The organism is Streptomyces sp. NPDC003032, from assembly GCF_053591415.1.
Genome location: NZ_JBSFTT010000027.1, coordinates 13,000 through 34,070, shown reverse-complemented (window position 1 = coordinate 34,070; position 21,071 = coordinate 13,000). Strand labels below are relative to the sequence as shown.

Annotated in this window: 21 protein-coding genes; 17 read left to right on the top strand and 4 right to left on the bottom strand. The window is 68.5% G+C overall.

Features of this window, described 5'->3' with window-relative positions:
• Window positions 1–22: 22 nt before the first annotated feature.
• Window positions 23–1,522, top strand: a complete 1,500-nt coding sequence (locus ACWDZ7_RS30940; RefSeq protein WP_451801562.1) for a hypothetical protein — start codon at window positions 23–25, stop codon at window positions 1,520–1,522.
• Window positions 1,523–1,960: 438 nt separating this feature from the next.
• Here ACWDZ7_RS30940 and ACWDZ7_RS30935 read toward each other — a convergent pair whose 3' ends face one another.
• From ACWDZ7_RS30935 to ACWDZ7_RS30925, 3 genes are all read right to left on the bottom strand, one after another.
• A complete protein-coding gene (locus ACWDZ7_RS30935) occupies window positions 1,961–3,475 on the bottom strand; it encodes a DUF885 family protein (RefSeq protein ID WP_451801560.1) in 1,515 nt (504 codons plus the stop codon).
• Between the two features lie 98 nt (window positions 3,476–3,573).
• Window positions 3,574–4,827, bottom strand: a complete 1,254-nt coding sequence (locus tag ACWDZ7_RS30930) for an MFS transporter (protein ID WP_451801559.1) — start codon at window positions 4,825–4,827, stop codon at window positions 3,574–3,576.
• 129 nt (window positions 4,828–4,956) lie between these two features.
• On the bottom strand, window positions 4,957–5,286 hold the full coding sequence (locus tag ACWDZ7_RS30925; protein ID WP_451801557.1) for a hypothetical protein: 330 nt from the start codon (window positions 5,284–5,286) through the stop codon (window positions 4,957–4,959).
• Between the two features lie 747 nt (window positions 5,287–6,033).
• Here ACWDZ7_RS30925 and ACWDZ7_RS30920 point away from each other — a divergent pair.
• From ACWDZ7_RS30920 to ACWDZ7_RS30900, 5 genes are all read left to right on the top strand, one after another.
• Window positions 6,034–6,342 carry a hypothetical protein gene (locus ACWDZ7_RS30920; RefSeq protein WP_451801556.1) on the top strand — a complete coding sequence of 103 codons (309 nt, stop codon included), beginning with the start codon at window positions 6,034–6,036 and terminating at the stop codon, window positions 6,340–6,342.
• 116 nt (window positions 6,343–6,458) lie between these two features.
• Window positions 6,459–6,623: a hypothetical protein gene (locus ACWDZ7_RS30915; RefSeq protein ID WP_451801554.1), complete on the top strand. Its 165-nt coding sequence runs from the start codon at window positions 6,459–6,461 to the stop codon at window positions 6,621–6,623.
• The gene (locus tag ACWDZ7_RS30910) at window positions 6,616–6,945 is read left to right on the top strand and encodes a hypothetical protein (protein WP_451801552.1); all 330 of its coding nucleotides are present in this window, start codon (window positions 6,616–6,618) and stop codon (window positions 6,943–6,945) included. Before ACWDZ7_RS30915 ends, ACWDZ7_RS30910 begins: the two co-directional genes overlap by 8 nt.
• Before the next feature lie 350 nt (window positions 6,946–7,295).
• A complete protein-coding gene (locus ACWDZ7_RS30905) occupies window positions 7,296–7,553 on the top strand; it encodes a hypothetical protein (protein WP_451801550.1) in 258 nt (85 codons plus the stop codon).
• A gap of 830 nt (window positions 7,554–8,383) precedes the next feature.
• Window positions 8,384–9,568: a hypothetical protein gene (locus tag ACWDZ7_RS30900; protein WP_451801548.1), complete on the top strand. Its 1,185-nt coding sequence runs from the start codon at window positions 8,384–8,386 to the stop codon at window positions 9,566–9,568.
• 20 nt (window positions 9,569–9,588) lie between these two features.
• Here ACWDZ7_RS30900 and ACWDZ7_RS30895 read toward each other — a convergent pair whose 3' ends face one another.
• A complete protein-coding gene (locus ACWDZ7_RS30895; protein WP_451801547.1) occupies window positions 9,589–10,611 on the bottom strand; it encodes a LuxR C-terminal-related transcriptional regulator in 1,023 nt (340 codons plus the stop codon).
• A 321-nt stretch (window positions 10,612–10,932) separates the two neighbouring features.
• Here ACWDZ7_RS30895 and ACWDZ7_RS30890 point away from each other — a divergent pair, with 321 nt between their 5' ends.
• The 11 genes from ACWDZ7_RS30890 to ACWDZ7_RS30840 all read left to right on the top strand — a co-directional run bounded on the left by ACWDZ7_RS30890 (window position 10,933) and on the right by ACWDZ7_RS30840 (window position 20,886).
• Complete coding sequence (locus ACWDZ7_RS30890; protein WP_451801545.1) at window positions 10,933–11,943, top strand: LuxR C-terminal-related transcriptional regulator; 1,011 nt, start codon at window positions 10,933–10,935, stop codon at window positions 11,941–11,943.
• Window positions 11,944–12,426: 483 nt separating this feature from the next.
• Window positions 12,427–13,962, top strand: coding sequence for an AMP-binding protein (locus ACWDZ7_RS30885; protein WP_451801543.1), 1,536 nt, complete (start codon window positions 12,427–12,429; stop codon window positions 13,960–13,962).
• Between the two features lie 11 nt (window positions 13,963–13,973).
• Complete coding sequence (locus tag ACWDZ7_RS30880) at window positions 13,974–14,210, top strand: acyl carrier protein (RefSeq protein WP_451801541.1); 237 nt, start codon at window positions 13,974–13,976, stop codon at window positions 14,208–14,210.
• Between the two features lie 12 nt (window positions 14,211–14,222).
• Entirely contained in the window at window positions 14,223–15,161 is a 939-nt protein-coding gene (locus ACWDZ7_RS30875) for an amidohydrolase family protein (protein ID WP_451801539.1), read from the top strand.
• A 63-nt stretch (window positions 15,162–15,224) separates the two neighbouring features.
• Entirely contained in the window at window positions 15,225–16,151 is a 927-nt protein-coding gene (locus ACWDZ7_RS30870; RefSeq protein ID WP_451801537.1) for a chlorinating enzyme, read from the top strand.
• Window positions 16,141–16,419: a hypothetical protein gene (locus tag ACWDZ7_RS30865; RefSeq protein WP_451801536.1), complete on the top strand. Its 279-nt coding sequence runs from the start codon at window positions 16,141–16,143 to the stop codon at window positions 16,417–16,419. The genes ACWDZ7_RS30870 and ACWDZ7_RS30865 overlap by 11 nt, the downstream gene beginning before the upstream one ends.
• A 73-nt stretch (window positions 16,420–16,492) precedes the next feature.
• Entirely contained in the window at window positions 16,493–17,413 is a 921-nt protein-coding gene (locus ACWDZ7_RS30860) for a hypothetical protein (protein ID WP_451801534.1), read from the top strand.
• A 44-nt stretch (window positions 17,414–17,457) separates the two neighbouring features.
• A complete protein-coding gene (locus tag ACWDZ7_RS30855; RefSeq protein WP_451801532.1) occupies window positions 17,458–17,913 on the top strand; it encodes a GNAT family N-acetyltransferase in 456 nt (151 codons plus the stop codon).
• 24 nt (window positions 17,914–17,937) lie between these two features.
• A complete protein-coding gene (locus ACWDZ7_RS30850) occupies window positions 17,938–18,903 on the top strand; it encodes a hypothetical protein (protein WP_451801530.1) in 966 nt (321 codons plus the stop codon).
• On the top strand, window positions 18,900–20,174 hold the full coding sequence (locus ACWDZ7_RS30845) for a cation:proton antiporter (RefSeq protein ID WP_451801529.1): 1,275 nt from the start codon (window positions 18,900–18,902) through the stop codon (window positions 20,172–20,174). Before ACWDZ7_RS30850 ends, ACWDZ7_RS30845 begins: the two co-directional genes overlap by 4 nt.
• Complete coding sequence (locus tag ACWDZ7_RS30840) at window positions 20,119–20,886, top strand: 4'-phosphopantetheinyl transferase family protein (RefSeq protein WP_451801660.1); 768 nt, start codon at window positions 20,119–20,121, stop codon at window positions 20,884–20,886. Before ACWDZ7_RS30845 ends, ACWDZ7_RS30840 begins: the two co-directional genes overlap by 56 nt.
• Window positions 20,887–21,071: the final 185 nt, after the last annotated feature.

Below are 21,071 nucleotides of genomic sequence, written 5' to 3'. Positions count from 1 at the left end.
ATGCTCTGCCGCCCTGTTTCTCATGTCGTCCCTGGGGCCGCACGCCGTTGAACTCGCCCGGCAGATCCGGGAAACCGACAAGCTCTCCACCCGCAAAGCACCGGGGCTCCGGGCCGTCCACGTGGCCCCGGTGACCGAGTTCACCGAGCTGCTGAACGAGTACAGAGATACGTGCACACCCCTGCCGATGCTCGCCGACCACCACGTCGCCGACCGGCTCGCGAACGGCTGGTCTGCCGATGACCCCCTCCTGGCGGTGGCCACAGGAGTCCTGGCCCGTCAGGCCGGGATCACCCAGTTCGAGGCCCGATGGATGCACCACCTACGCGGCCCGCTGGAGAACGCGGTCGCATCGGTCGGGGTGAAGGAGGTCTTCGCCCGGGACGCCGCCGACATCACCACGGCGGACACCTCGTCCGTATTGCCCTGGACGAAGCCGCTGCACCGCATGCAGGCCGTCGCTCTGGTCGGCATCGTCCGCACCGCCGCGATGATGGTGCTGGCCGCGGCCTCTGGCATGCGCGCGAGCGAGTTGATGGAGCTTCGTATCGGCTGCCGACGCCTCGAAGAGCCCGTTCCCGGACTCACCCGCTACCGGCTCGCCAGCAAGGTCGTCAAAGGGCAGCCGCTGGGCGGCACCGACGACGAATGGGTCGTCATCGAGCCCGTCTATCGCGCCGTCGCACTCGCCGAAGATCTCCATGACGACCGGCAAGAAGGCGCTCTGCTCTTCGGACGGTTCGCCTTCTCCGTCCGCTACAAGTGGTTCCGCAACTGGGTCAACTCCCCGGCAGGGCACCGCATCGGACTCGCTCCCATCCCTGATGGACAGGTCAATCTGAGGCGGCTGCGTCGCACATTGGCCTTGGAAATGGCCTACCGTCCGGGCGACGTGCTGGCCTCCAAGCTGCACCTCAAGCACATCGCAGTGGCCACTACAGAAGGGTATGCCTCCCACCCTGGCGGGGCTCAGGCCGAGTTGCTGGCCGAGGTCAACAAGCACGAGAGCGACCGGAACCTGGCTCTGGTCCTGGAGGAGTTCCGCAACTACCAGCAGGGCATCCTCCCGGCCGGCCCCGGCGCCCGGAACCTCACCGAGTTCTTCGCCAGCATCGACGAAAAGCTCGACCCGGCAACAGCTCCGGCACCCAAGACACAGCGCAGTGACCGCGACGTCCTCAACCTGCTGACCAAACGCGCCAAGGTCTTGCACCTCGGGCCCGCGAACTACTGCTGGTTCACCGACCCCTCCCGGGCACTCTGCCTCAAACTGGCCGGCACCCCGACGGCCGACCGCCCGCTGATCGGGATGTGTGACTCCGCCCGCTGCCCGCAGGCCACCCACCACCCCTGCCACCGGCCCGTCTGGGCCGAGCACGCCGACCGCACCGAGACCTTCATCGGCCAGCTCGGCACCTCACGCAAGACCGAACGCACCAGGCTCCAGGGCGACTACGACCGGGCCCGCCGCGTCATCGCCGAGATCGACATCGCCAACACCGTGGACGAGGAATCCGCATGAGAATCTCCGCAGCACAGCGGACCGAGAACGAGAACCGCATCCGGGCCGCCATGGACCGGCTCCTCCGAGGCGAGATCCCGCCCGGCGGAAAGTGCGACATCAAGACCCTCGCCCGCGAAGCCGCCGTTGACCGCACCGCGTTCTACGGCACCCGCCCCTACGCTCACCTCCGCACCGAGTTCGAACGACGGGTCCAAGTGCTGCAGCAGGCCGGCGAGATCCCCGACCCCCGCAAAGCCCAGATCACCCGCCTCAAGGCGGAGAATGCCAAGCTCAGGGAGCGACTGGCCAAGTCGGAACAGACGATCGACGAGCTCGCGGACTTCCAACCCAGGCCCTGGCCCGGCTCGCCGCACAGCACGAGGAGATCGCTGCAGGGAACGCCAAGGTGGCACCGCGACGGTCGGCCTCGCGCGCCCGACACCCACGTCCCCTGTGTCATTGGGAGAGATCACCCAGCAGGGCCCGTTCAAGGAGCCCGATGGGCGGCATACCCAGCGCGAGGAGAGCGTCGTGGAACCGCCGGTGTGTGTAGCACCTTCCCCAGTGTTCCCGTGCTCTGCCGCGCACCCGCTGGATCTCCAGCTTTCCCAGCGTGTAGCGCCCGTACGTCGGGTCGACGGTACCGCGCCGCGCCTCGCCGAGAGCGGCCGTTCCCCGGAGGAACGCGTCGGCCTCGAAGCGCGCGGCAGCCTCATCCACTCGCATGGCACCCGTGTGCAGGCCGATCGAACAGGCCAGCCGGGTCACCCGGAGCAGTGCCTCGACGGCCATGCCGATGACATACAGCGGGTCACCGTCACGGAAGCACTCCTCGGCGAAGAGTTCCTCGGTGTAGTGGGCCCATCCCTCGACGAACGCGGGGGACTCCAGGGACCGCCGCACGTCACCGGTGAGGCCGCGCAGCACCCGCCCGTGCGCGTAGTGGCCAGGAGTGACCTCGTGCACGGTGATCGCCGGCAGCGAGGTGCGGCTGAATACGGCGAGCCACTCCTCGGCCTGCTCATCGGACCAGTCCGGGTCCGGGGGAACGACGTAGTACCAACTCGGGGCATCGGCTTCGTAAGGCGCCGACCACGACATCATCGCCTGGGCGAACGTCCTCGAAGCCGGTGCCGGCCCGACCTTGCACACACCCCCGGGCGCACCGATCAGGTCTCTGTCCAAGGCAAAGGCGGTGACCTCGTCGATCAGGGCTGCGGCCTCCGCGAAGACACCCTCTGCTGTGGACGGATGGTCGTGCAACAAGGCCGGCACCACTCGATCGGGCCGCTCGCCCGGGGCGTACCTGCCGACGGCCTCCTCCAGGAGCGCCCGCAGCCTCGCCCGCTCTCGCTCGGCCGTCGCAGTCAGTTCCGCGATGTCGAAGCCGATCCCCTCGCCCGCGCCGAGCAGCCGCAGGAAAAGGCCTGGGCCAAGGGCTGCCGACGGGTCGCCATCACGGGCGGCCGCTTCGACGTGCGCGGCGAGCCGGTCGACGGCGATACGGGCCCTGGGATCGTCGACCCCTTCCCGCAAGCCGCGTACGGCTGCCAGCGACGCGGTCGCCACCGGCGCGGGAACGCGGTCCAGCGACATGACGGCGTTGTCGACGGCGTCTGGCCACGCCTCAAGGTGGAGCTCTTTGGCCCGGCGGCGCTCCTCCGACGACGCGTACTCCCGGTCGTAACATGCGACGTCCATGGCTCTGACGTGCAGAAGCGGATCGCGCCTGTGCACCTCCGCCTCCTCGAACCAGGCGCGCAGTCCGTCCTCGTGAATCTCCATCACCGCGGCATCGAAGGGATCGCCGGGCAGCGGGCCACGGCCCAGGCCCCGGAGGGCCGTCGCCACCCCGGCGGGTGAGAGGTCTTGGAGGCGGCCGTCGTACTCGTGAAGCCCTACGTATTCACGTGCCTTCGCGTAGTCGAGATCCAGCGCGGCTCGTACGCGGAGATCGGCGAGGTCGGCCACTGGTCGTCTCTTCCAGGTCGAACGGAATCTGTCAAGGGGCGGTGCGCTCTGGCTCGGGCGCCATGGGGACGGTCCGACGGCCGGGCCGGGCGAAGTCCTCAGCGCGGCGATGCCGTCCCCAGGGGTTCGGAGGTACGGGCGTTGATCACGGCGTCGCGGACGAACAGCAGGCTGAGCAGCCCGGGTCCGCCGGCCAGTACCACCATGACGAGGACCATCGCCGTGTACTGACCCGAGCCGAGGAGGGGCCCGGCAATCACCGAGCCGACCGGCAGGGCGCTTAGCATAAGCGTCCGCATGAGGGTCATGGTCCGGCCGCGCAGGGCCTCCGGAGTGCGCTCGTAGCGCACCGCCTGGGAGGAGACAACCAGCACAGCCGCCGGAATGCCGCAGACCACCTGGCCCACGAGGACGAGTGCCGGATGCGCGCCGAGCAGGAACAGCAGTCCAGCACCGGAGATCAATTGCAGCACGCCGATCCTCAACATGGGGCGCCCGGCGGGCGGGATGAGACCGGCGAGGATTGATCCGGCCATCTCCGCACAGGCCAGTACGCCGACCAGGATGCCCAGCATGGTGGCGCCACCGGGCAGCCGTTCGTGCGCCAGCCACGGCTGCGCCACAATCAGCATGCCCATGGCGATGTTGAAGGTCGTGAACGCGATGGTGATGATCAGCATGACCCGGTCGGCGCGGAGGAAGGTCACTACCGGTGCCCAAGCGCCCCGGCCTGCGCCGGAACCGCCGCCGTCCATGGGGCGGCCGGGCTTGTCCAGCCGGGCCTTCATGCCTAGTACGGCCAGCGCGAAGACGAAGTAACTGGCTGCGTCCACCGCGAGCACCCAGTTCACCCCGATCAGCGGGATCAGCGCTCCGCCGATCGCCGGGCCGAGCAGCCCCGCCGCGTTGGTGGCTATGGATTCGAGGGCGATCGCCGTACTGAGGTGACGCTTCGGTACGAGGTCCGGGATAACGGTCGGGATGATCCCGATGGGTAGGATCTTGAGCAAACCGTAGATGGCAGCCACCGCGTAGAGGTGCCACATCGAGAGAAGGCCGCTCAGGGCGAGCAGGGGGACGCTCAGCATCACCACGCCCCGGACCATACTGTCGGCCACCAGCAGCATCCGACGGGAGAAGCGGTCAACGATTTTCCCAGCCAGCAGCCCGCCGACGACGATCGGGCCGGAGTAACAGAGACCCAGGATCGTCAGACTGCCCGTGCCGCCTGTCGTGACCGCCAGCCACGACATGGCGATCCAGCTCGCGCCGTCACCGATCAGGCTGACCAGGGCGCCGACCCACAGGATGCGGTAGTCGGCGATGCGCAGCACCGTCAGATACGTCTTCAACAGTCTTCCTCTTCCGGTGCGTGTCACAGATCTTTTGGAGATGAACCGGCCCGGTTCAGGACTCGCGCGCGGCACCGATTGACATGAAACAGGCCGGTTCTTCGCCCCGTCAGACCAGGGTGGTCCGGCTCATCCCCGTCGGTCAGCCCGGGGAGCTTCTCCGCGACCTCGGCCAGCCACGAGGCGCTCGGGGTCGCCGATGGGCTCGGCGACGGGCGACTGCGGCGCGTACCGAGCCAGCAGCAGGCGCGTGCCGCCCACGCCTGGGAACGGAAAGGTCCTCGGCTGACGGGGGTCGGTGCCTACGGTGGTGCCGCCGTCCTCAGTGCCCCAGAGCATGTAGAACACGGTCCCAGGGGCCGCAGCGATGCTTATCGACGCCGGCTGCTCGTCGCTGGCCACCACCGAGTTGCCTTCGGACTGGCGTTCGGTGACGACGAGGCGGGGTCGGATGGTCATCGGTCTGTGCTCCTTAAGGGTCCGGTGGTGGCTAGTGTTGGAAGGTCCGGGCCGGGGCCGCTCACCGCTCGCGCCCGACGGGGCCGGGACCGCGGCGGAGCGCGGTCGCGCCATGGGGCTGCCGACGTGGCGCCCGACGGCGCGTGGGCTCGTGTCAGCCGGTCGGGCCCGGGCCTCGCCCCCGCCGTTCCGGTCCCCGCTAGGTCTGGCCCGCGCCGCTCGGGAGTCGATCAGAGGCCAGCGCACCACGCACGGACGGCAGTGCTCCAGCCACCGAGCCCACTGCCCACGAGTACAACCGCGGTTCGGGACAAGGGAGTCGACCGCCCCTCATGTTGCCAGACTCCCTGTCGTGACTGGTCTGGGTGAGGAAGCATCATGCTGCCATGCAGCATGATGCCGGGCGGAAATACCGGGCTGAATCATCTGCATCCACATCGGTGAAGGGCTATATGCCCGCCTGGGCGCGTTGCGCGCCCAAGTGGGGGCAGCACCGCTCCCAGCAGCGTGCGTCATCGGGTAGAGGAGCCGTCGCCTCTCCCGCGTCATCAGCCCCCGGTCATGACAGCCCAACGTCATCGGACGGGTGTGACGCCGCGCTCATGGAGTGTGGTGTGCCCCTGGGGCCAAGCCGCGCTGGCGCGAGGTCGTCGAAGTCCGGCAGCTCGGCCCGGCCGTCTCGCCCCGCCCGGTGAGCCCGTGCGCGGCGCTGGTGGTCGGCAGCGACTCCATGACCGCGATCTGGCAATGGGCCCCCGCGCCCCGCAGGCCAAACTGGCACGCATCGGCGCCCAGTACGACCCGCTGACCGGCCAGTACCTCGTACCCAGCGAACACACCTTCCGCCGCGTGCTCGCCGACCTGGACGCCGACGCCCTGGACGTGGCGACCTGTGCATACGTCATCGAAGTGGCGGCCGGTACGACAATGGCGCCCGAGATCCCACGCACCCCGGGGCTGGCCGAGCGCGAACAGCGCTGCGCCACCAGCGGGCCGCCGAACACCCGACCCCGGCCGGGCTGCTGCCCTCCGCCGCTCTCGACGGCAAGGCCCTGACCGGTGCCCGCACCGAGACGGGCAGGGTCTTCCTGGTCGGGGCGGTCGACCACCCCCGCGGCGCGGTCCTCGGCCAGACCCAGGTTCCGGACAAGGGCGGCGAGGGCGCGTTCACCATGGACGCGCTGCACACCACGAAGAAGACCGCCGCCCTGATCACGGAGCAGCTCGACGCACACTACGTCCTGATCCTGAAGGGGAACCAGCCGCTGGCCCGCGAAGCTGCCCAGGCCCTACTGGCCCGGCACCGACGCCGAGTGGACCGAGACCGCCATGGCTGAGGACGAACGTGGGCACGGGCGCACCGAGCGCCGCACGATCCGCACCGCCACAGCCGACGACGCCCTCTTCCCCGGCGCGGGACAGGTCTTCCGCCTGCGCCGTGACTCCGGCGGCCTTGACGGCACCTGGACCGGGAGGGAGATCGTCTTCGGCGTCACCAGCCTGCCCGCCCACCTCGTCGGCCCCTATCACTTCAAACACTACGAGGGCCCACTGGTCCATCGAAAACAAGATCCACTGGGTGCGGCACGTCACCTTCTACGAGGACAACCTCCAGGTCAGGGCCAGCACCGCACCCCGAGCCCTGGCCAGCTTCCGTGACCTGGGGCCCCAGTACGTTCCGCCTGGCCGGACGAGCCAACATCGCCCACGCCCGCCGCGATCTCCTCAACCACAACGACGCCTCCGCCGCCTACGGCATCTGATCAACTACTACGAAGTCGGACACAATGGAACAACGCTCGGGCCCGTGCGTGCTCGGGGGAGGTGATGCCCCGACTGCTTTCCTTGTCTGATTTCGGACATGACCACTTTCCGACGCCGGGCAGGCATGGTGATGGCTCTGACGGCCGTAAAGAATCGAGCGTGTCGCCGCGCAGATGGGACCAGGGGATGTGTCCTGTCGACAGTGCGTCGCCCCCACACTCGAAATGTGAAGAGGAACGTTTCCGGTGTCACATGCGTTCGAACTGCCCACAGCTACTGAGCTGCCGACTCGGCAGGCCGACGGAGATCCCTTCCTGGAGCTGACCGGTGCCGAGAGCGCCCAGCTCAAGGACATGGCCGAAGAGATCCTCGAGTTCGCCCCCGATACCCCGCTCGAACAGCAACTGGAAAGGCTGTCACTGCTCGCCCACAAAATTCCGCTGTCCTACGGGCCACGGCTCAACACCTTCCGCCTGACCGGCCGCCCCTACGAGGGGCATTGATGAAACGTCAGTGCGACACGACGAGTTCGTCGCGAGGCGGCGCGGCTCGACGGCGTGAACCATCGCGTATGGCGGGAAATGATCTCGGACAGCGTCGGAAACGTTCGCCACGCAGGGGTACATCACCCCTGGTCACAGAGTTTCGTCGGTGCACCCCACAACGGCGTGGTGATCTCCAACCTGCCCGTCGACGAGACCGCTGCCGGCCCCAGGGCCTCCTAGACGGACGAGCCCACGAGCCCACGAGCCGTGAAGCCGCCCGGGTCGACGCTCTGCCCTCGACGACGCGGCCGCTCCTTTGTTCCTGGAGATCTCCAGGGGCCCGAGTGGCAGGCCAAAGTCGACGGCCTCACACAGCTCACCCATCTGGTCGACCTGCGGTCCGTGATCGACGTCGGCGGCCGCACCCGTCGAACTGCGCTGGGCCGGGCGGGCCTACACGGCCGGAGACTTGTGGGTAATGGTGCCGGACATCGATGTCGTCGTGGCTGGTGACCTGATCGAGGAGGCCAGCGAGCCGGTCTGGGGGCCAGACTCCTTCTCCCCTCGAGTGGCCCGCGACCCTGGAGCTGCCTTCGACTTCATCGGCCCAGACACCCTCGTCGTACCGGAGCACGACACACTGGTCGACACCGGCTTCGCCTGGGCCCAGCGTGAGCTGATCGCGTCCGTCGCCGAGCGGATCCCCGGAACTGCACGGCGCGGGAGTGCCTCTTGCCGAGGGGCCCTCGGCCCGCGGCTGGCCTATCCCGGAGCACAGCACGCAGTACGCGCTGGCCAGCGGTCAAGCGCACTTCGACCGATTCACCGAACCAGCACGGGAAGGCCCGATGACCGAGAGCCTCACAGGCCCGACTCTCACCCATATCTCCCTCCAGGACTTCGAGGTCGACCCGGTCAACGGGTTCCTGCCCGGCACCGACCCGCTGCGCCAGCTGTCCGGCAGCTACGCCGAATGGGACGAGATCGCTGCCCAGTTGCACAAGTACCTTGTGAGCGGCCGCGCCCGCACGCTCCTGCGGGACGTCCCCCAGTTCGACACGGCCGCGCTGCGGGATGGCGCCGAGCTGGAACGGGCCATGCTGCTGCTATCGTACTTCGGGCACGCGTGGATCAACGACACAGAGCCACCTGTCGACTCGGTGCCCGCGAACATCGCCGTGCCCTGGGCGGCGGTGGCCGCCCGCCTCGGCCGCCCGCCGATCCTGTCGTATGCGACGCAGCAACTGCACAACTGGTGGCGTCTGGACGACAGCCGGCCCGTCGAGCTGGGTAACATCGCCCGGCTCCAGGACTTCCTGGGCGGCATGGACGACGACTGGTTCGTCATGGTGCACATCGCGATCGAGGCGGCCGCCGCCCCCGCCCTCCAGGCCGCCGTTCGCGCCCAGGACGCTGTCCTCGGCGGCGACGCCGATGCGCTGGCCGAGGAGCTGCGGGGAGTCGCGGCGGGCCTCGCGGCGATGCAGGCGGTGCTGGCCCGCATGCCCGAGCGCTGCGACTCGTACGTCTATTACCACCGGGTGCGGCGGTTCCTCTTCGGCTGGAAGAACAACCCGGCCTTCCCCGAGGGCATCCACTACGAGGGTGTGACCGCCTTCGGCGGGCGGCCGCAGTCCTTTAGCGGGGAGACCGGCTTGCAGAGCGCGATCATTCCGTTCCTGGACACGGTCTTCGGTATCAGCGACGAGGCGGACCCACTCGCCGATCACATGCTCTCCCTGCGGGACTACATCCCGCCCGCCCACCGGGCGTTCATCGAACACGTCGGGCCCCGGGCCGACCTGCGCGGGATGCTGCTGCGCGAGCGCCCCCAGGAGGCGGTGGCGGCGTACGACGAGTGCATCGAGGCCACGCATGCCTTCCGCCGGCTCCACATGGGGTGCGCGGCGCGTTACATGCACCAGGCGCAGCGCCACGCGTCCAACTCCAACGACGTGGGCACCGAAGGTGCTCCGTTCATGAAATACCTGTGCCGCCACCTGGACAACGTGCTCCGCCACGTCATCCGCTGAACTCCGGTACGCCGTCCGGCTCAGGGCCCCAGCCAGCCCAGCCGGGCGGCGTTGACCCCGGCTTGGAAGCGGCTCTCCGCGCCGAGCCTGCTGATCAGTTCGGCGACCTGGCGGCCCACCGTGCGTTCGGAGACCCCGAGTTTGCGGCTGATCGCCTCGTCGGTCAGCCCGCCGGAGAGCAACTGGAGGATCTGCCGGTGGCGCTCAGTGAGCCCGGGCTTGTCGGACTCCTTCTCCCGGGGACCGGCGCCCGCCATTCGCGGCACCGGGGGGGTGCCGCCGCCCCAGCAGTGGTCGAAGATGTCCTCGAGGATCCCGACCAGCACTTCGCCGCGGACCCGTACGGACGCCACCGTGCCGTCGGGCGCCCTGAGCGACCGGGGGAGGGCGACGAAGGCGAGCGTGTGGTCGATGACGATCAGCCGCATGGGCAGCACATGGGCGGTGCGCACCTGCCCGCCGAGCTCGCCCAGACGGCGCAGGTAGTCCGAGACATGGGGCATGGCCGCCGCGGCAGCGAGGTGGATGGTGCGGATCTCGATGCCGCGCTCCAGCATGGCCGTGTCCCGCTCCAGCCCGCTGTGCAGCGCTGGCGCCGGCAGCGGCCTGCCGGGGTGCATGGACAGCACGCGGTAGCGGGCGTGGCGGGTGGCGTTCTCCAGTGCCGCAGTAACCTCCGCCTCGCCGAGCAGGATGTCCAGCTGCGGCTCGGTGACGCTGCGGCAGTGGATTGGCTGGAAAGTGGTGACCAGGCTCTCGACGGAGCGGCGCATGTCTACCACCTCGTCGAGGACGGACAGCGAGGAGTGCATCGCCTGGTCGACCAGGGTGTGGACTGCCGACTCGGGGGTCAGCACCGTCCAGCCACTGGGCGCCGTCCGGGACTCGACGAGCAGGCTCAGCTTCGCCAGTTCCCCGACCGCGGTGGCGAACTCCTCGCCGGACCAGTCCAGTTCGCGGCACACCTGCTCGGGCCGCCAGAGCGGGTCCCCGGCGATCCGGGCGTACAACTCCTCGGCGTGGCTCCTACGGACATCAGGCACGGCTGTGCACCCCCAATACGACCCCATGCGACACCTAGGCCCGTGAGCAGCCGATTCAAGCACGCTTCGGGCGGGCCCGCAGAGCTGTCCACGGCTATCGTGAATGAGATTTCGGTTATGGGACACGACCAGAATCGGACAGGGTTGAACTCTGGCGAATCGCCCTGAACACGCAAAGAATGGTGGTGTCGAGCGGGGGGATGAACGCCGGGCGTGTCCACCACTCGGACTGCACCTTAACAAGATCCCCTTCCCACCTTTACCGTCCCGGGGCCGGTTGCTGCAACGCAGCAAGTTGCCACGGGGACGAGAAGGTGAAAAGTGAAGACACACAGGGACGTTCCGGGGGAGTTCCTGGACGGTGGACTTCTGCGGCGCGTGTACGGATCCATGCTCGATGCGACCCGGTGCGACGGGGCGGCGCTCGACGTGGAGGCGGCGTCGGCTCAACTGGATGTACAAAAGGGGGAATTCCGCGAGGCGCTGGCCGAACTGACAGCGCTGGGACTGCTGGTGAACCGCCCGGGGCGCGGTTTCGTCGCGGTGTCGCCCGACGAGGCGACCACCCGCGTGCTGCTTCCTCTGGAGTCGGAGCTGCACACACGGCGCGCCCGGGTCGAGGAGATCAGACGGCGGCTGGTGTCGTTCTCGCCGGTCTTCGACGCCAGCCTGCTGGCGCACGAGAACCGAAAACAGATCGAGCTCATCGACAGCCTCCCCGACGTGCGCGCGGCGATCGCCGATCTGTCGGCCAAGGCCCGCCGGGAGATCCTCACGGCGCAGCCGGGCGGCGGCCGCCGCGAGGACGTGCTGGTGGAGGCCGCACCGAGGGACTACGACACCCTCAGCCGGGGCGTCGAGATGCGGATCCTTTACCAGCACACCGCCCGCTCCAGCCGAGGTACCCACTCCTACGTGGAGCAGGTGACCCGTCTCGGTGCCCAAGTGCGCACGCTGGACGACAAGTTCATGCGGTTCCTGATCTTCGACCGGGAGTGCGCGGTGTTCGCGACCCCGGGCGACCCCAACGGCGCCGTGGTGATCCGCAACCCGTACGTCGTGGCGTTCATGGTCGAGACCTATGAGCGGCTGTGGCTGACGGCCGAGCCTTTCGAGGTCGAGGCGGACACCAAGCCGGAGATCATAGAGGATCTCAAGGACGCCATCGTCCGGCTACTCGCGGCCGGTATGACGGACGCGACCGTGGCCCGTCGGCTGGGCATGTCCGTCCGCACCTGCCGACGCCATGTCGCCGAGATCATGGCGGCTCTCGAGGCCGAGAGCCGCTTCCAGGCCGGCTATTTGCTGGCCCTCCAGGAGCGGTCCAAGTGACCCCCCGGCCACGCGCCAGTGTCGTCGCGTCACCGCAAGTCCCTTCGCCCCTGCTCCGCAGCCCGAATGATCCGTCGCTTGCGATGTATGCCCTTTTTCTCCTGTCGGACATCAAGTTGCCATGCAGCTTGATGCTCCGCCTTTTCTCCACCATCCGGCCCGCTGTCCTGGCACTTTGATGACAGATCGGTTCGGGGCCCACAGCGGGTGCGGCGGATTCGCGAGAACCGAGACAAGGTGTGGAACGGACTGAGTGAGGGGCTGGAAAGTGAATCGCTTCGGCAAGGCGACTGTTGCGGGAATCGCGATCATCATGGCCGTCCTGGGCAGCGCGGAAGTTTCCGCGACCCGGCAGCAGGAAACCGCCGTGAGTGCGACGACTGCCCCGGCCGGCGACACCGGCTGGGGATAAGCCTCGTGTCGTCGTCGATCAATGATCTGTACCAGAGCCTGACGGAGCATCCCAAACGCCGGATGCGATTCATGTCCGTCGCCGGAAAACTGGTCACCAAGAATTTCCCGCAGATCCACGAAGACGTCCTGGAACTCATGGCCGAGTTGCGGGAATCCGGAATCGAGCCCGGTGACCTGGTGGGGATCGCCGGACCGAACTCCTACGAGTGGGTCCTCGCCGACCTGGCCCTCCTGGGCCTGGGCAGCATCCCGGTGGCGCTGCCGCTCGAACAGCGGACCGGCGCCGCGGCGGTGGACGAACTCGCGGGGAAGTACGGGCTCTCAGCGGTGCTCTCGACACAGCCGCTCGCGTCGGACTCCGGCCTGCCGGACGGCGTCGCGGTCCTCGGGGAGCGCCCGCTGAAGCTCGTCAGAAGGAGCGTCCCGGACGGCGGTCGGCAGCCGCTGTCCGGGGACATCTTCACCGTCGCCTTCTCGTCGGGGACCTCGGGCAGCAAGAAGGGCCTCCTGATGTCCGCGAAGGGGGTGGAGAACACCATGCGCACCTCCGCGGAGGCCTGGCGGCTCACCGCGAACGACGACCTGCTGATCGTCATGCCGTTCTCCAACTTCCAGCAGCGGTACCTGCTGTACACGGCCGTCCGGTACGGCACCGACGTGACGGTCGTCGCGCCCGAGCGCATGTTCCAGAAGCTCAGGGAGTTCGAGCCGACGATCGTCCTCGGCCCGCCCTCTTTCTTCGAGATCGCCGCTAACCGGGTCGGCTCCGCCGGCCTGCGCGAGAGGCTGCCGTATCTCCTCGCCACGGCCCTGCACACGCTCGCCCCCGGTCGGCTGAGCCGTGGGCTGCGGGCGCGGCTGGGGCGGAAGTGGCTGGACATGTACGGCTCGCGGGTGCGGCTGATGCTCACCGGATCCGCTCCGGTGCCGCCGCGCACGGTGCGGCTGTTCCAGCGGCTCGGCGCACCGCTCTTCGAGGTCTACGGGAGCACCGAGATCGGCTGGATCGCCTTCAACCTGCCGGAGCGGCACCGCACCGGCAGCGCCGGGCGCCCGGTGGACCGGATCGACGTGGACATCGCCGACGACGGCGAGGTCACCGTCCGCACCCGGTACCCCCAGTGCCTCGGCTATGTCTTCGAGGGAGTGGAGACGCAGGACGCGGTCTTCCTCGGCGACGACCGGATCGCCACCGGCGACCTCGGCGCGTTCGACCGGGCGGGCTTCCTGCGGCTCAAGGGCCGCAAGAAGAACGTGATCATCACGCGCAGCGGGGTCAAGATCAACCCCGAGGAGCTCGAACTGGGCCTGGAGAAGGCCTGCCCCGGCGCCCGCGCGATGGTCACCTCGCCGGACGGCAGCGGGCTGCTGACCTGCGTGGTTTGGCTCGACGACGAGCGGTCCGCCGAGCAGGTGGCGCCGGTCGAGGCGTACCTGGACGAGACGAACAAGAAGCGGGAATCCGCATTCAGGATTTCGGAGACCGTCTTCCGGCCCGCGGCCGAACTGACGGTCGAGGAAGGCCTGCTGACGAGAAATTTCAAGATCGACCGAAGCGCGGTCATGCGAAGGGTCTTCGCCGAACGGACCGGAGTGGGACGTTGAACACGAGTCAAGTGAGCGACGAAGAGATCTGCCAGATCATCGCGAGCGTCATCCCGAAGAAAGCGACCAAGGGCGGAATCCGCCCCGACATGAGCCTGAGAGGTGATCTGGGAGTCGACTCCCTCGCGCTGATGAGCATCGTCTTCGTCCTGGAGGAGAAGACCGGCATCGACGCCTTCGGCCAGGTCGACAGGTTCGTCGCCGCCGAATTCGTGTCGGACATCATCGACATCGTCCGGCAGGGCTGAGAGGCGCCCGGCATGAACGACACACAGACGATCATCGACTTCCATGCCCACATCGCCTCCGAGATGTGTTTTCCCAGGTCGTTCAACGACGGCGTGGTCGACAACATGACGGTGGCGCTGGCCAGCAAGGGTCTGCCCGTCTCCCGGGAGAAGGTCGCGCGCATGCACGCGGGCACGCTGACCGACCCGCTCTGCGACGAGCTCGTCAAGCAGATGGACGAGGCCGGAATCTCCGAGTCCGTCCTACTGCTGCCCGACTTCACCTACGCGCTCAAGGACAGCACCCACACCATCGAGGAGCTCGTCGACCACCACAAGGCCGTAGTGGACCGCCACCCCGGCCGGTTCCGGGTGCTGGTGGGCGTCGACCCGCGCTGGGGCGACGACGGACTCGCGCTGTTCGAGAAGGCCGTCGTCGACTACAAGTTCGACGGCATGAAGCTGTACCCGCCGTGCGGCTACAAGCTCTCGGACGACCTGCTGTACCCGTACTACGAGATCTGCGCGCAGTACTCCCTCCCCGTGCTGTCGCACATCGGGGCCACCTCGCCGGTCCTCGACTTCGAGATCGCCCAGCCGATCTACGTCGACAAGGCCGCCAAGGACTTCCCCGGAATCGACTTCGTCCTGGCCCACGGCAGCGTCCACTACCCGGACGAGGTCGCGATGCTGTGCAACAACCGCCCCAACATCTATGTGGACGTCAGCGGTTACGAAGCCTTCGGGACCACGGCGCTCAACACGCTGTTCCGCCGCGGCATCAACCACAAGATCCTCTTCGGCACCGACTGGCCGGTGTTCCGGCTCCAGGGACGCCAGCTGAGCCTGGTCGAGAAGCTGGAGAAGGAAGGGGCCTTCCCCGAGTCGATGACCGCCGCCGACCGGGACCTCTTCTTCCACGGGAACGCGGCCCGGCTGCTCGGCAAGAACAAGCTGAAGTCCGCCGCGTGACCCCCTGCGCCCCCCGCTCCACCCCCGCTTCACTCCTTATCCCGGTTACAGAAGGGCAGCGACGTGTCTGAAAGCGCGACCGAGACCCAGTTCCTCGGCCTCACCGACGAACAGATCGAGTTCTTCCAGGAGAACGGCTTCGTCGGTCCGTTCGACCTCTACTCCGAGGACGAGGCTCCACTGCTGTGGAACCAGGCCATGATCGAGATGGTCACCTCGCAGAACAAGCCGCACAACTCGACGGTCATCAACTACGACCGCCACCTGGACTGCAACACGCTGTCCGAGCACATCAGCCGGCCCGAGATCGTGCACAAGCTGCGCAGCCTCATCGGCGACGACATCCTGTGCTGGAAGTCCAACATCTTCAAGAAGGCGCCGGGCGACGCCGGCACCGGCTGGCACCAGGTCGAGACGTTCGTGGTCGGCGATACCACCACGGACGCGACCCCCTCCCTGAAGTACACGGAGGAGGGCGAGATGTACACCCAGGAACTCACCGTGTGGACCGCGTTCTCCCCGGCCGGCAAGGAGAACGGCTGCCTGCGCTACATTCCCGGCAGCCACAAGAAGTGGTACTACGACGAGTCCAAGCCGCTCACCTACGACGTGGAGAGCAAGTCCCACGACTTCTTCGGCTACGACTACTCCGAGCTCCAGCTCGACAAGGACTGGAACCCGGACCAGGAAGATGTCTTCGAGATGGAGATGAAGCCGGGCCAGTTCGTCATCTTCCTGGCCAAGTGCATCCACGGCTCCCTGCCCAACGTCAGCGACACCACCCGCCTCGGCTACGCCTCCCGCTATGTCGCGCCGTCGGTGAAGGTCTACGAGAACGTCGACAGCCTGAGCGAGTTCGGCGACACCATCAGCCTCGACTACCACGGCAGCGTTCTGGTCTCCGGCGAGGACAAGTACGGCCACAACCGGATCCACGACAAGAACCTGAACGGCGTCCCCTTCAAGAAGGTCGAGACCGATGAGCGCTGACGACTACCGCATCAAGTTCGCGGACTTCCTGCAGACCCAGCCGATGACGCAGGGCATCACGCGCGAGGACGTCGAACGGGCCACCACCCGGGAGGAGCTGGGCATCAGCTCCCTGAACATCATTCTCGTCCTCGTGAACTACATCAAGGAGAAGGCGAACGACAGCGTTCAGCTCCGGCCCGAGTGGGTGTCCAGGCTGGGTGACGTCGAGGGCATCGTCTCCGTCGTCCGCGAGATAGACGATAGCGCTCTCGCCGCGGCGAAGTGAGGCTCGTGGCATCGCGCTCCCGGACCCGGCGGCCCCTCGGCCGCCGGGTCCGGGCCGACGGAAACGGGAGACAGTGACTGACCACCAGCACATCGGCCTCGGCTCCTTCGCGTGCACCTTCGGTGCGGTGGAACGCAAGCCGGAGGACATACCGGAGTTCGACCGGCTGTGGCGCGAGCAGTCGCCGGACGCCGAGTTCGCCGCCATGGGCTGCCGGAACTTCCGCAGATTCTCCGGCCCCGTCGAGGACTACGTGATCGAGACGGTGCGTACCACCCTGCGGGACGGATCCGTCCGGCCCGCGGACGTCGACCGAATCGTCTTCGCCACCAGCGACGCCCGGCTCGCCTTGCTGCGGCCCGACTTCGCCGCCCATGTGCTCAGCTCCCTCGGCCTGGTCCACTGCGTACCGGTGATGTTCTCCTTCCAGCAGTGCTGCAGCTCGCTCGCCGCCCTGCGGCACGCCCGGGACCTGCTGGCCGAGGACGGCGTACGCACCGTCGTCCTCGTCTCGCTCGACTTCACGCCCGACGACGCCGACCGGGTCAGGTCGTTCGCCCTGTTCAGCGACGCCGTGGCCAGCTGCCTGATCACCCGCGACGAGGGTCTGGTGCGCCTGCTGTCGGCCGCCGTTGGCGTCGACCACGCGGGCCTGCTCGGCCGGGACTCGTTCGTGTCACGGCAGCAGGTGGCGCAGTCCTCCCTCGCGGCGGCCCTGGGGCAGCGCGACCTCACACCCGCCGAGGTCACCAAGGTCTTCCCGACCAACCTCTACCGGCCGGTGGCGCTGTTCAACGCCACCATCGCCGGAATCGGCCGGGAGCAGCTGCACTTCACCGAACCGCTGGGGAACTATGGCCACTGCGGCAACTCCGACTGGATGATCAACCTGGCCGACTACCACGACCAGGTCGGGATCCGCCCGGACGAGACGTACCTGGCCCTGTCCTCGGCCCCCGGCTTCTTCGCCTGCGGGCTGCTCGCAGGAGCCTGAGCCGGCGGAACAACAAGCAGACGAACACAGCAAAGGTGAGATGCATGAAGATCTCAGTGGACGACCTCTCCGGGCGCGACATCGCCGAGTTCCTCGAAGCGCATGTCCAGGAGATGCGGGCCATCACGCCGCTGGAAAGCAAGCACGCCCTCGACCTCGACGGACTGCGGGTGCCCGAAGTCACCTTCTGGACCGCCTACGACGGCGACACCCTGGTCGGCTGCGGTGCCGTCAAGCGCATCGAGGAGGGCCACGCCGAGATCAAGTCGATGCGCACCGAACCCACCCGCAAGCGCACTGGCGTGGCCTCGAAGCTGCTGGCCCACATCATCTCCGAGGCCCGCGGCATGGGGTACCGCCGACTCAGCCTGGAGACCGGCGCGACCGAGTTCTTCACCCCCGCCCGCGCGCTCTACGAGAAGTTCGACTTCACCTACTGCGCTCCCTTTGCGGATTACCAGGAAGACCCCAACAGCGCGTTCATGACGCGCCTTCTCTAGCGCCCACCCCGAAGGGGACGGTTGATGAAAGACATTCCCTACCCCTACGACAGAACGCTGTACAGCAGGCTGTTCCTGAACTGCTACGAGCGCGAATCCCTAGTGATGCTCGCCGAACGCGGGCGTCCCGTACACCAGTTGCACTTCCGCTGCCTGGTCAGCACCGACGAGATCCTGCGGCAGGTCATCAGGGAACAGCGCCCAAAGTACGACTTCGAGAGCGGCATCCTCGACCCGGACGACCTCGCCCGCATCGGCATCGTCAAGGAGGAGACGGAGTTCGACTCCTACGCCAACGCCCGCGGCCTGCTCCTCGACGTCGTCGCCCAAGAGGGCTACGCCATCCTCGTCGGCGACGTCTTCTACTGGCCGCACTGCCCCGAGTACCGCACCAAGCACCTGGTCCACTCGATCGTGCTCACCGGGTACGACGCGGACACCGGCCAGTGGCACGTCGTGGACGACAACCCGGCGAGCCTGCTGTGCTCGTACATCTACCCCGAGGACGTGATCGCGGCCGCCTTCGACAACAACGAACGGCGCCGCGTCCGCTACTACACCACCAAGGACCTCGACCCGGCGCAGGCCGAGCAGGGCACCCGCGAGGCCTTCGCCACTCTCCTCGACCGGTATCAGGACAGCCACGTGCTGCTGGCCCGGGTCGCGGACCTCATCTCCTGCCGCTGGATAGCGCCGGAGCGCGTCATCGCCTCCTTGCACGGCGCGTTCTCCCTCTACCAGGGCTCGCGCATCGGCCTTAGGGAGTACGTGCGGCACGCGTTCGGAGACTCGGCCGTGGACGAGCTCCTCGACCGGATCGTGCGGGGCGCCGCCGAGATGATGAACCAGCTGCTCCTCGCCCAGGTGACGGGCACCGTCGACGCCCAGTGGACCGCCGAGGCCTGCCTCGGACTCCAGCAGGCCGAGCAGGAGCTGCTGCCCCGGCTGCGGGTCGTCGCGGGGGCCGCCGGAGCCGGGGGCCGGACATGACGGAGTTCCAGACAGCGGTGCTCCTCGCCGACATCGCCCTGATCATCGCAGTGGCCTGGCTCGCCGGGCGGATCGCCCGCCGGCTCGGCCAGCCGTCGGTCATCGGGGAGATCGCGGTGGGAGTGCTGCTGGGCCCGACCCTCCTGGACGGAGCCGTGGCGGACACGCTCTTCCCGACGGAGATACGGCCGTACCTCGGCGCCGTGGCCAACCTCGGCCTGGTGCTGTTCATGTTCGTCATAGGCCTGGAGTTCGACTTCGCCCGGCTGCGCGGCTCAGGCCGGGTCACCGGGGCCACCGTCATCGGCTCGACCCTGGTGCCCTTCGCGCTCGGCATCCTGCTCGGGATGTATCTGCTGCGCTCCTACGCCCCCGCCGACCGCCTCGCCTTCGTCCTGTTCATCGGGGTCGCGGTGTCGGTGACGGCCTTCCCGGTCCTCGCCCGCATCCTCGCCGACCGCGGCATGAACGGCACCTGGCTCGGCGCCGTCGCCCTGTCCGCGGCGGCGTTCTGCGACCTCGCCGCGTGGACGACGCTGGCCGGCCTCCAGGCCCTGGCCGGCGCGAGCGGGGCGCACCCCTGGAAGGTGCTGCTGGTCGTCCCGTACGCCCTCGCGCTCGTCCTGGGCGTACGACCCCTGCTGGCCCGGTTCCTGACCCGGCGGGGGACCGACGGGCCCCTGCCGGCCGGCGATGTCACCGTCGTCGTCACCGGCGCCCTCGGCTCGGCGGCCGTGACCCAGCTGCTCGGACTGCACTTCGTGATCGGCGCGTTCCTCTTCGGGCTGGCCATGCCCCGGCTGCACCAGCCCGCCCACGAGGGCCTGCTGCGGCGCACGGAGCACACGACTGCGCTGCTGCTGCCGGTCTACTTCATCGTCGCCGGCCTGAAGGTGGACCTGTCCGGCATCGGCGGCGACGGCCTCGTCCAGCTCGGCTGGATCATGGTCGTGGCCGTCACCGGGAAGTTCGCCGGCACCTGGCTGGGCGCCCGCTCCCAGGGGCTCCCGGCCCGCGGCTCCGCGGTCCTGGCCAGCCTGATGAACACCCGCGGGCTCACCGAACTCGTCGCGCTCGGCGTCGGCCTGGAGGCTGGGCTCCTCGACGAGCGGCTCTACTCGCTGTTCGTCGTCATGGCCGTCGTCACGACAGTCATGACCGGCCCGCTGCTCGGCCGCCTCATGGGGCGCGTCGACGACACCCCGACGCTCCTCGATCCAGACCTCGCCGGGCGACCCCGGGCGCGCGCGGTGGCCTGCACTCCCCGGTGACCCCGGCACGGCCCGCGCTGCTCGCCGGGCTGCTGCCCCCGCAGGCCGAGCTCGCCGAGGTCTTCGAGGACCCCCGGTCGTCGACCTCTTCCCCGAGGAGCGCGCGCTCATCGCCCTGGCCACGTCCGACGAACGCCGGCGCGAGTTCGCCACGGTCCGGATGTGCGCGCGCACCGCGCTGGCCCGCCTCCGAGTGGCCCCGGTGCTGGTCCTGCCCCGCGGGGGAGTCGAGGCCTGGGCGCGGCACGCCCCGTCCTGGCCCGACGGCATCGTCGGCAGCATGACCCACTGCCAGGGCTACCGCGCCGCCGCCGTGGCCCGGGACGACGTCCTCGCCTCCCTCGGCATCGACGCCGAACCGCACGCCTCGCTGCCCGCCGGGGTGATCGGCGGGGTGGCGCTGCCCGACGAGCGGCGCCACCTGGCCCGGCTGGCCCGCAGCCACCCCCAAGTGGCCTGGGAGCGCGTCCTGTTCAGCGCCAAGGAAAGCGTCTACAAAGCGTGGTTCCCGCTGACCGGGCGCTGGCTCGGCTTCCTGGACTGCGCCGTCGCGCCCGACCCGGACAGCGGCATGTTCACCGCCGCGCTGCGTGTGCCCGGCCCCGTGGTGGCCGGCACCCGCGTGGACCGGTTTACCGGACGTTGGCCGGTCCTCGAAGGGCAGGGCCACGAGCTGGTGGGGACGGCCGTCGCCGTACGCGGGCATGTCTGATTTGTCTCCGTGGGCATCAAGTTGCCAGGCAACTTGATGCCCACGGCCGGGAGATCTCCGGCGGCGCTTCTTCTGGCACAGTCGTTCCCGGCTCCGAATTCGGCCGGGAAGAAATTCCCATTCCCTCGCACACAGCCGTTCCCGATGATCGTCATGCCGCCCGCCGTCTCAATACCCGGCGTCTT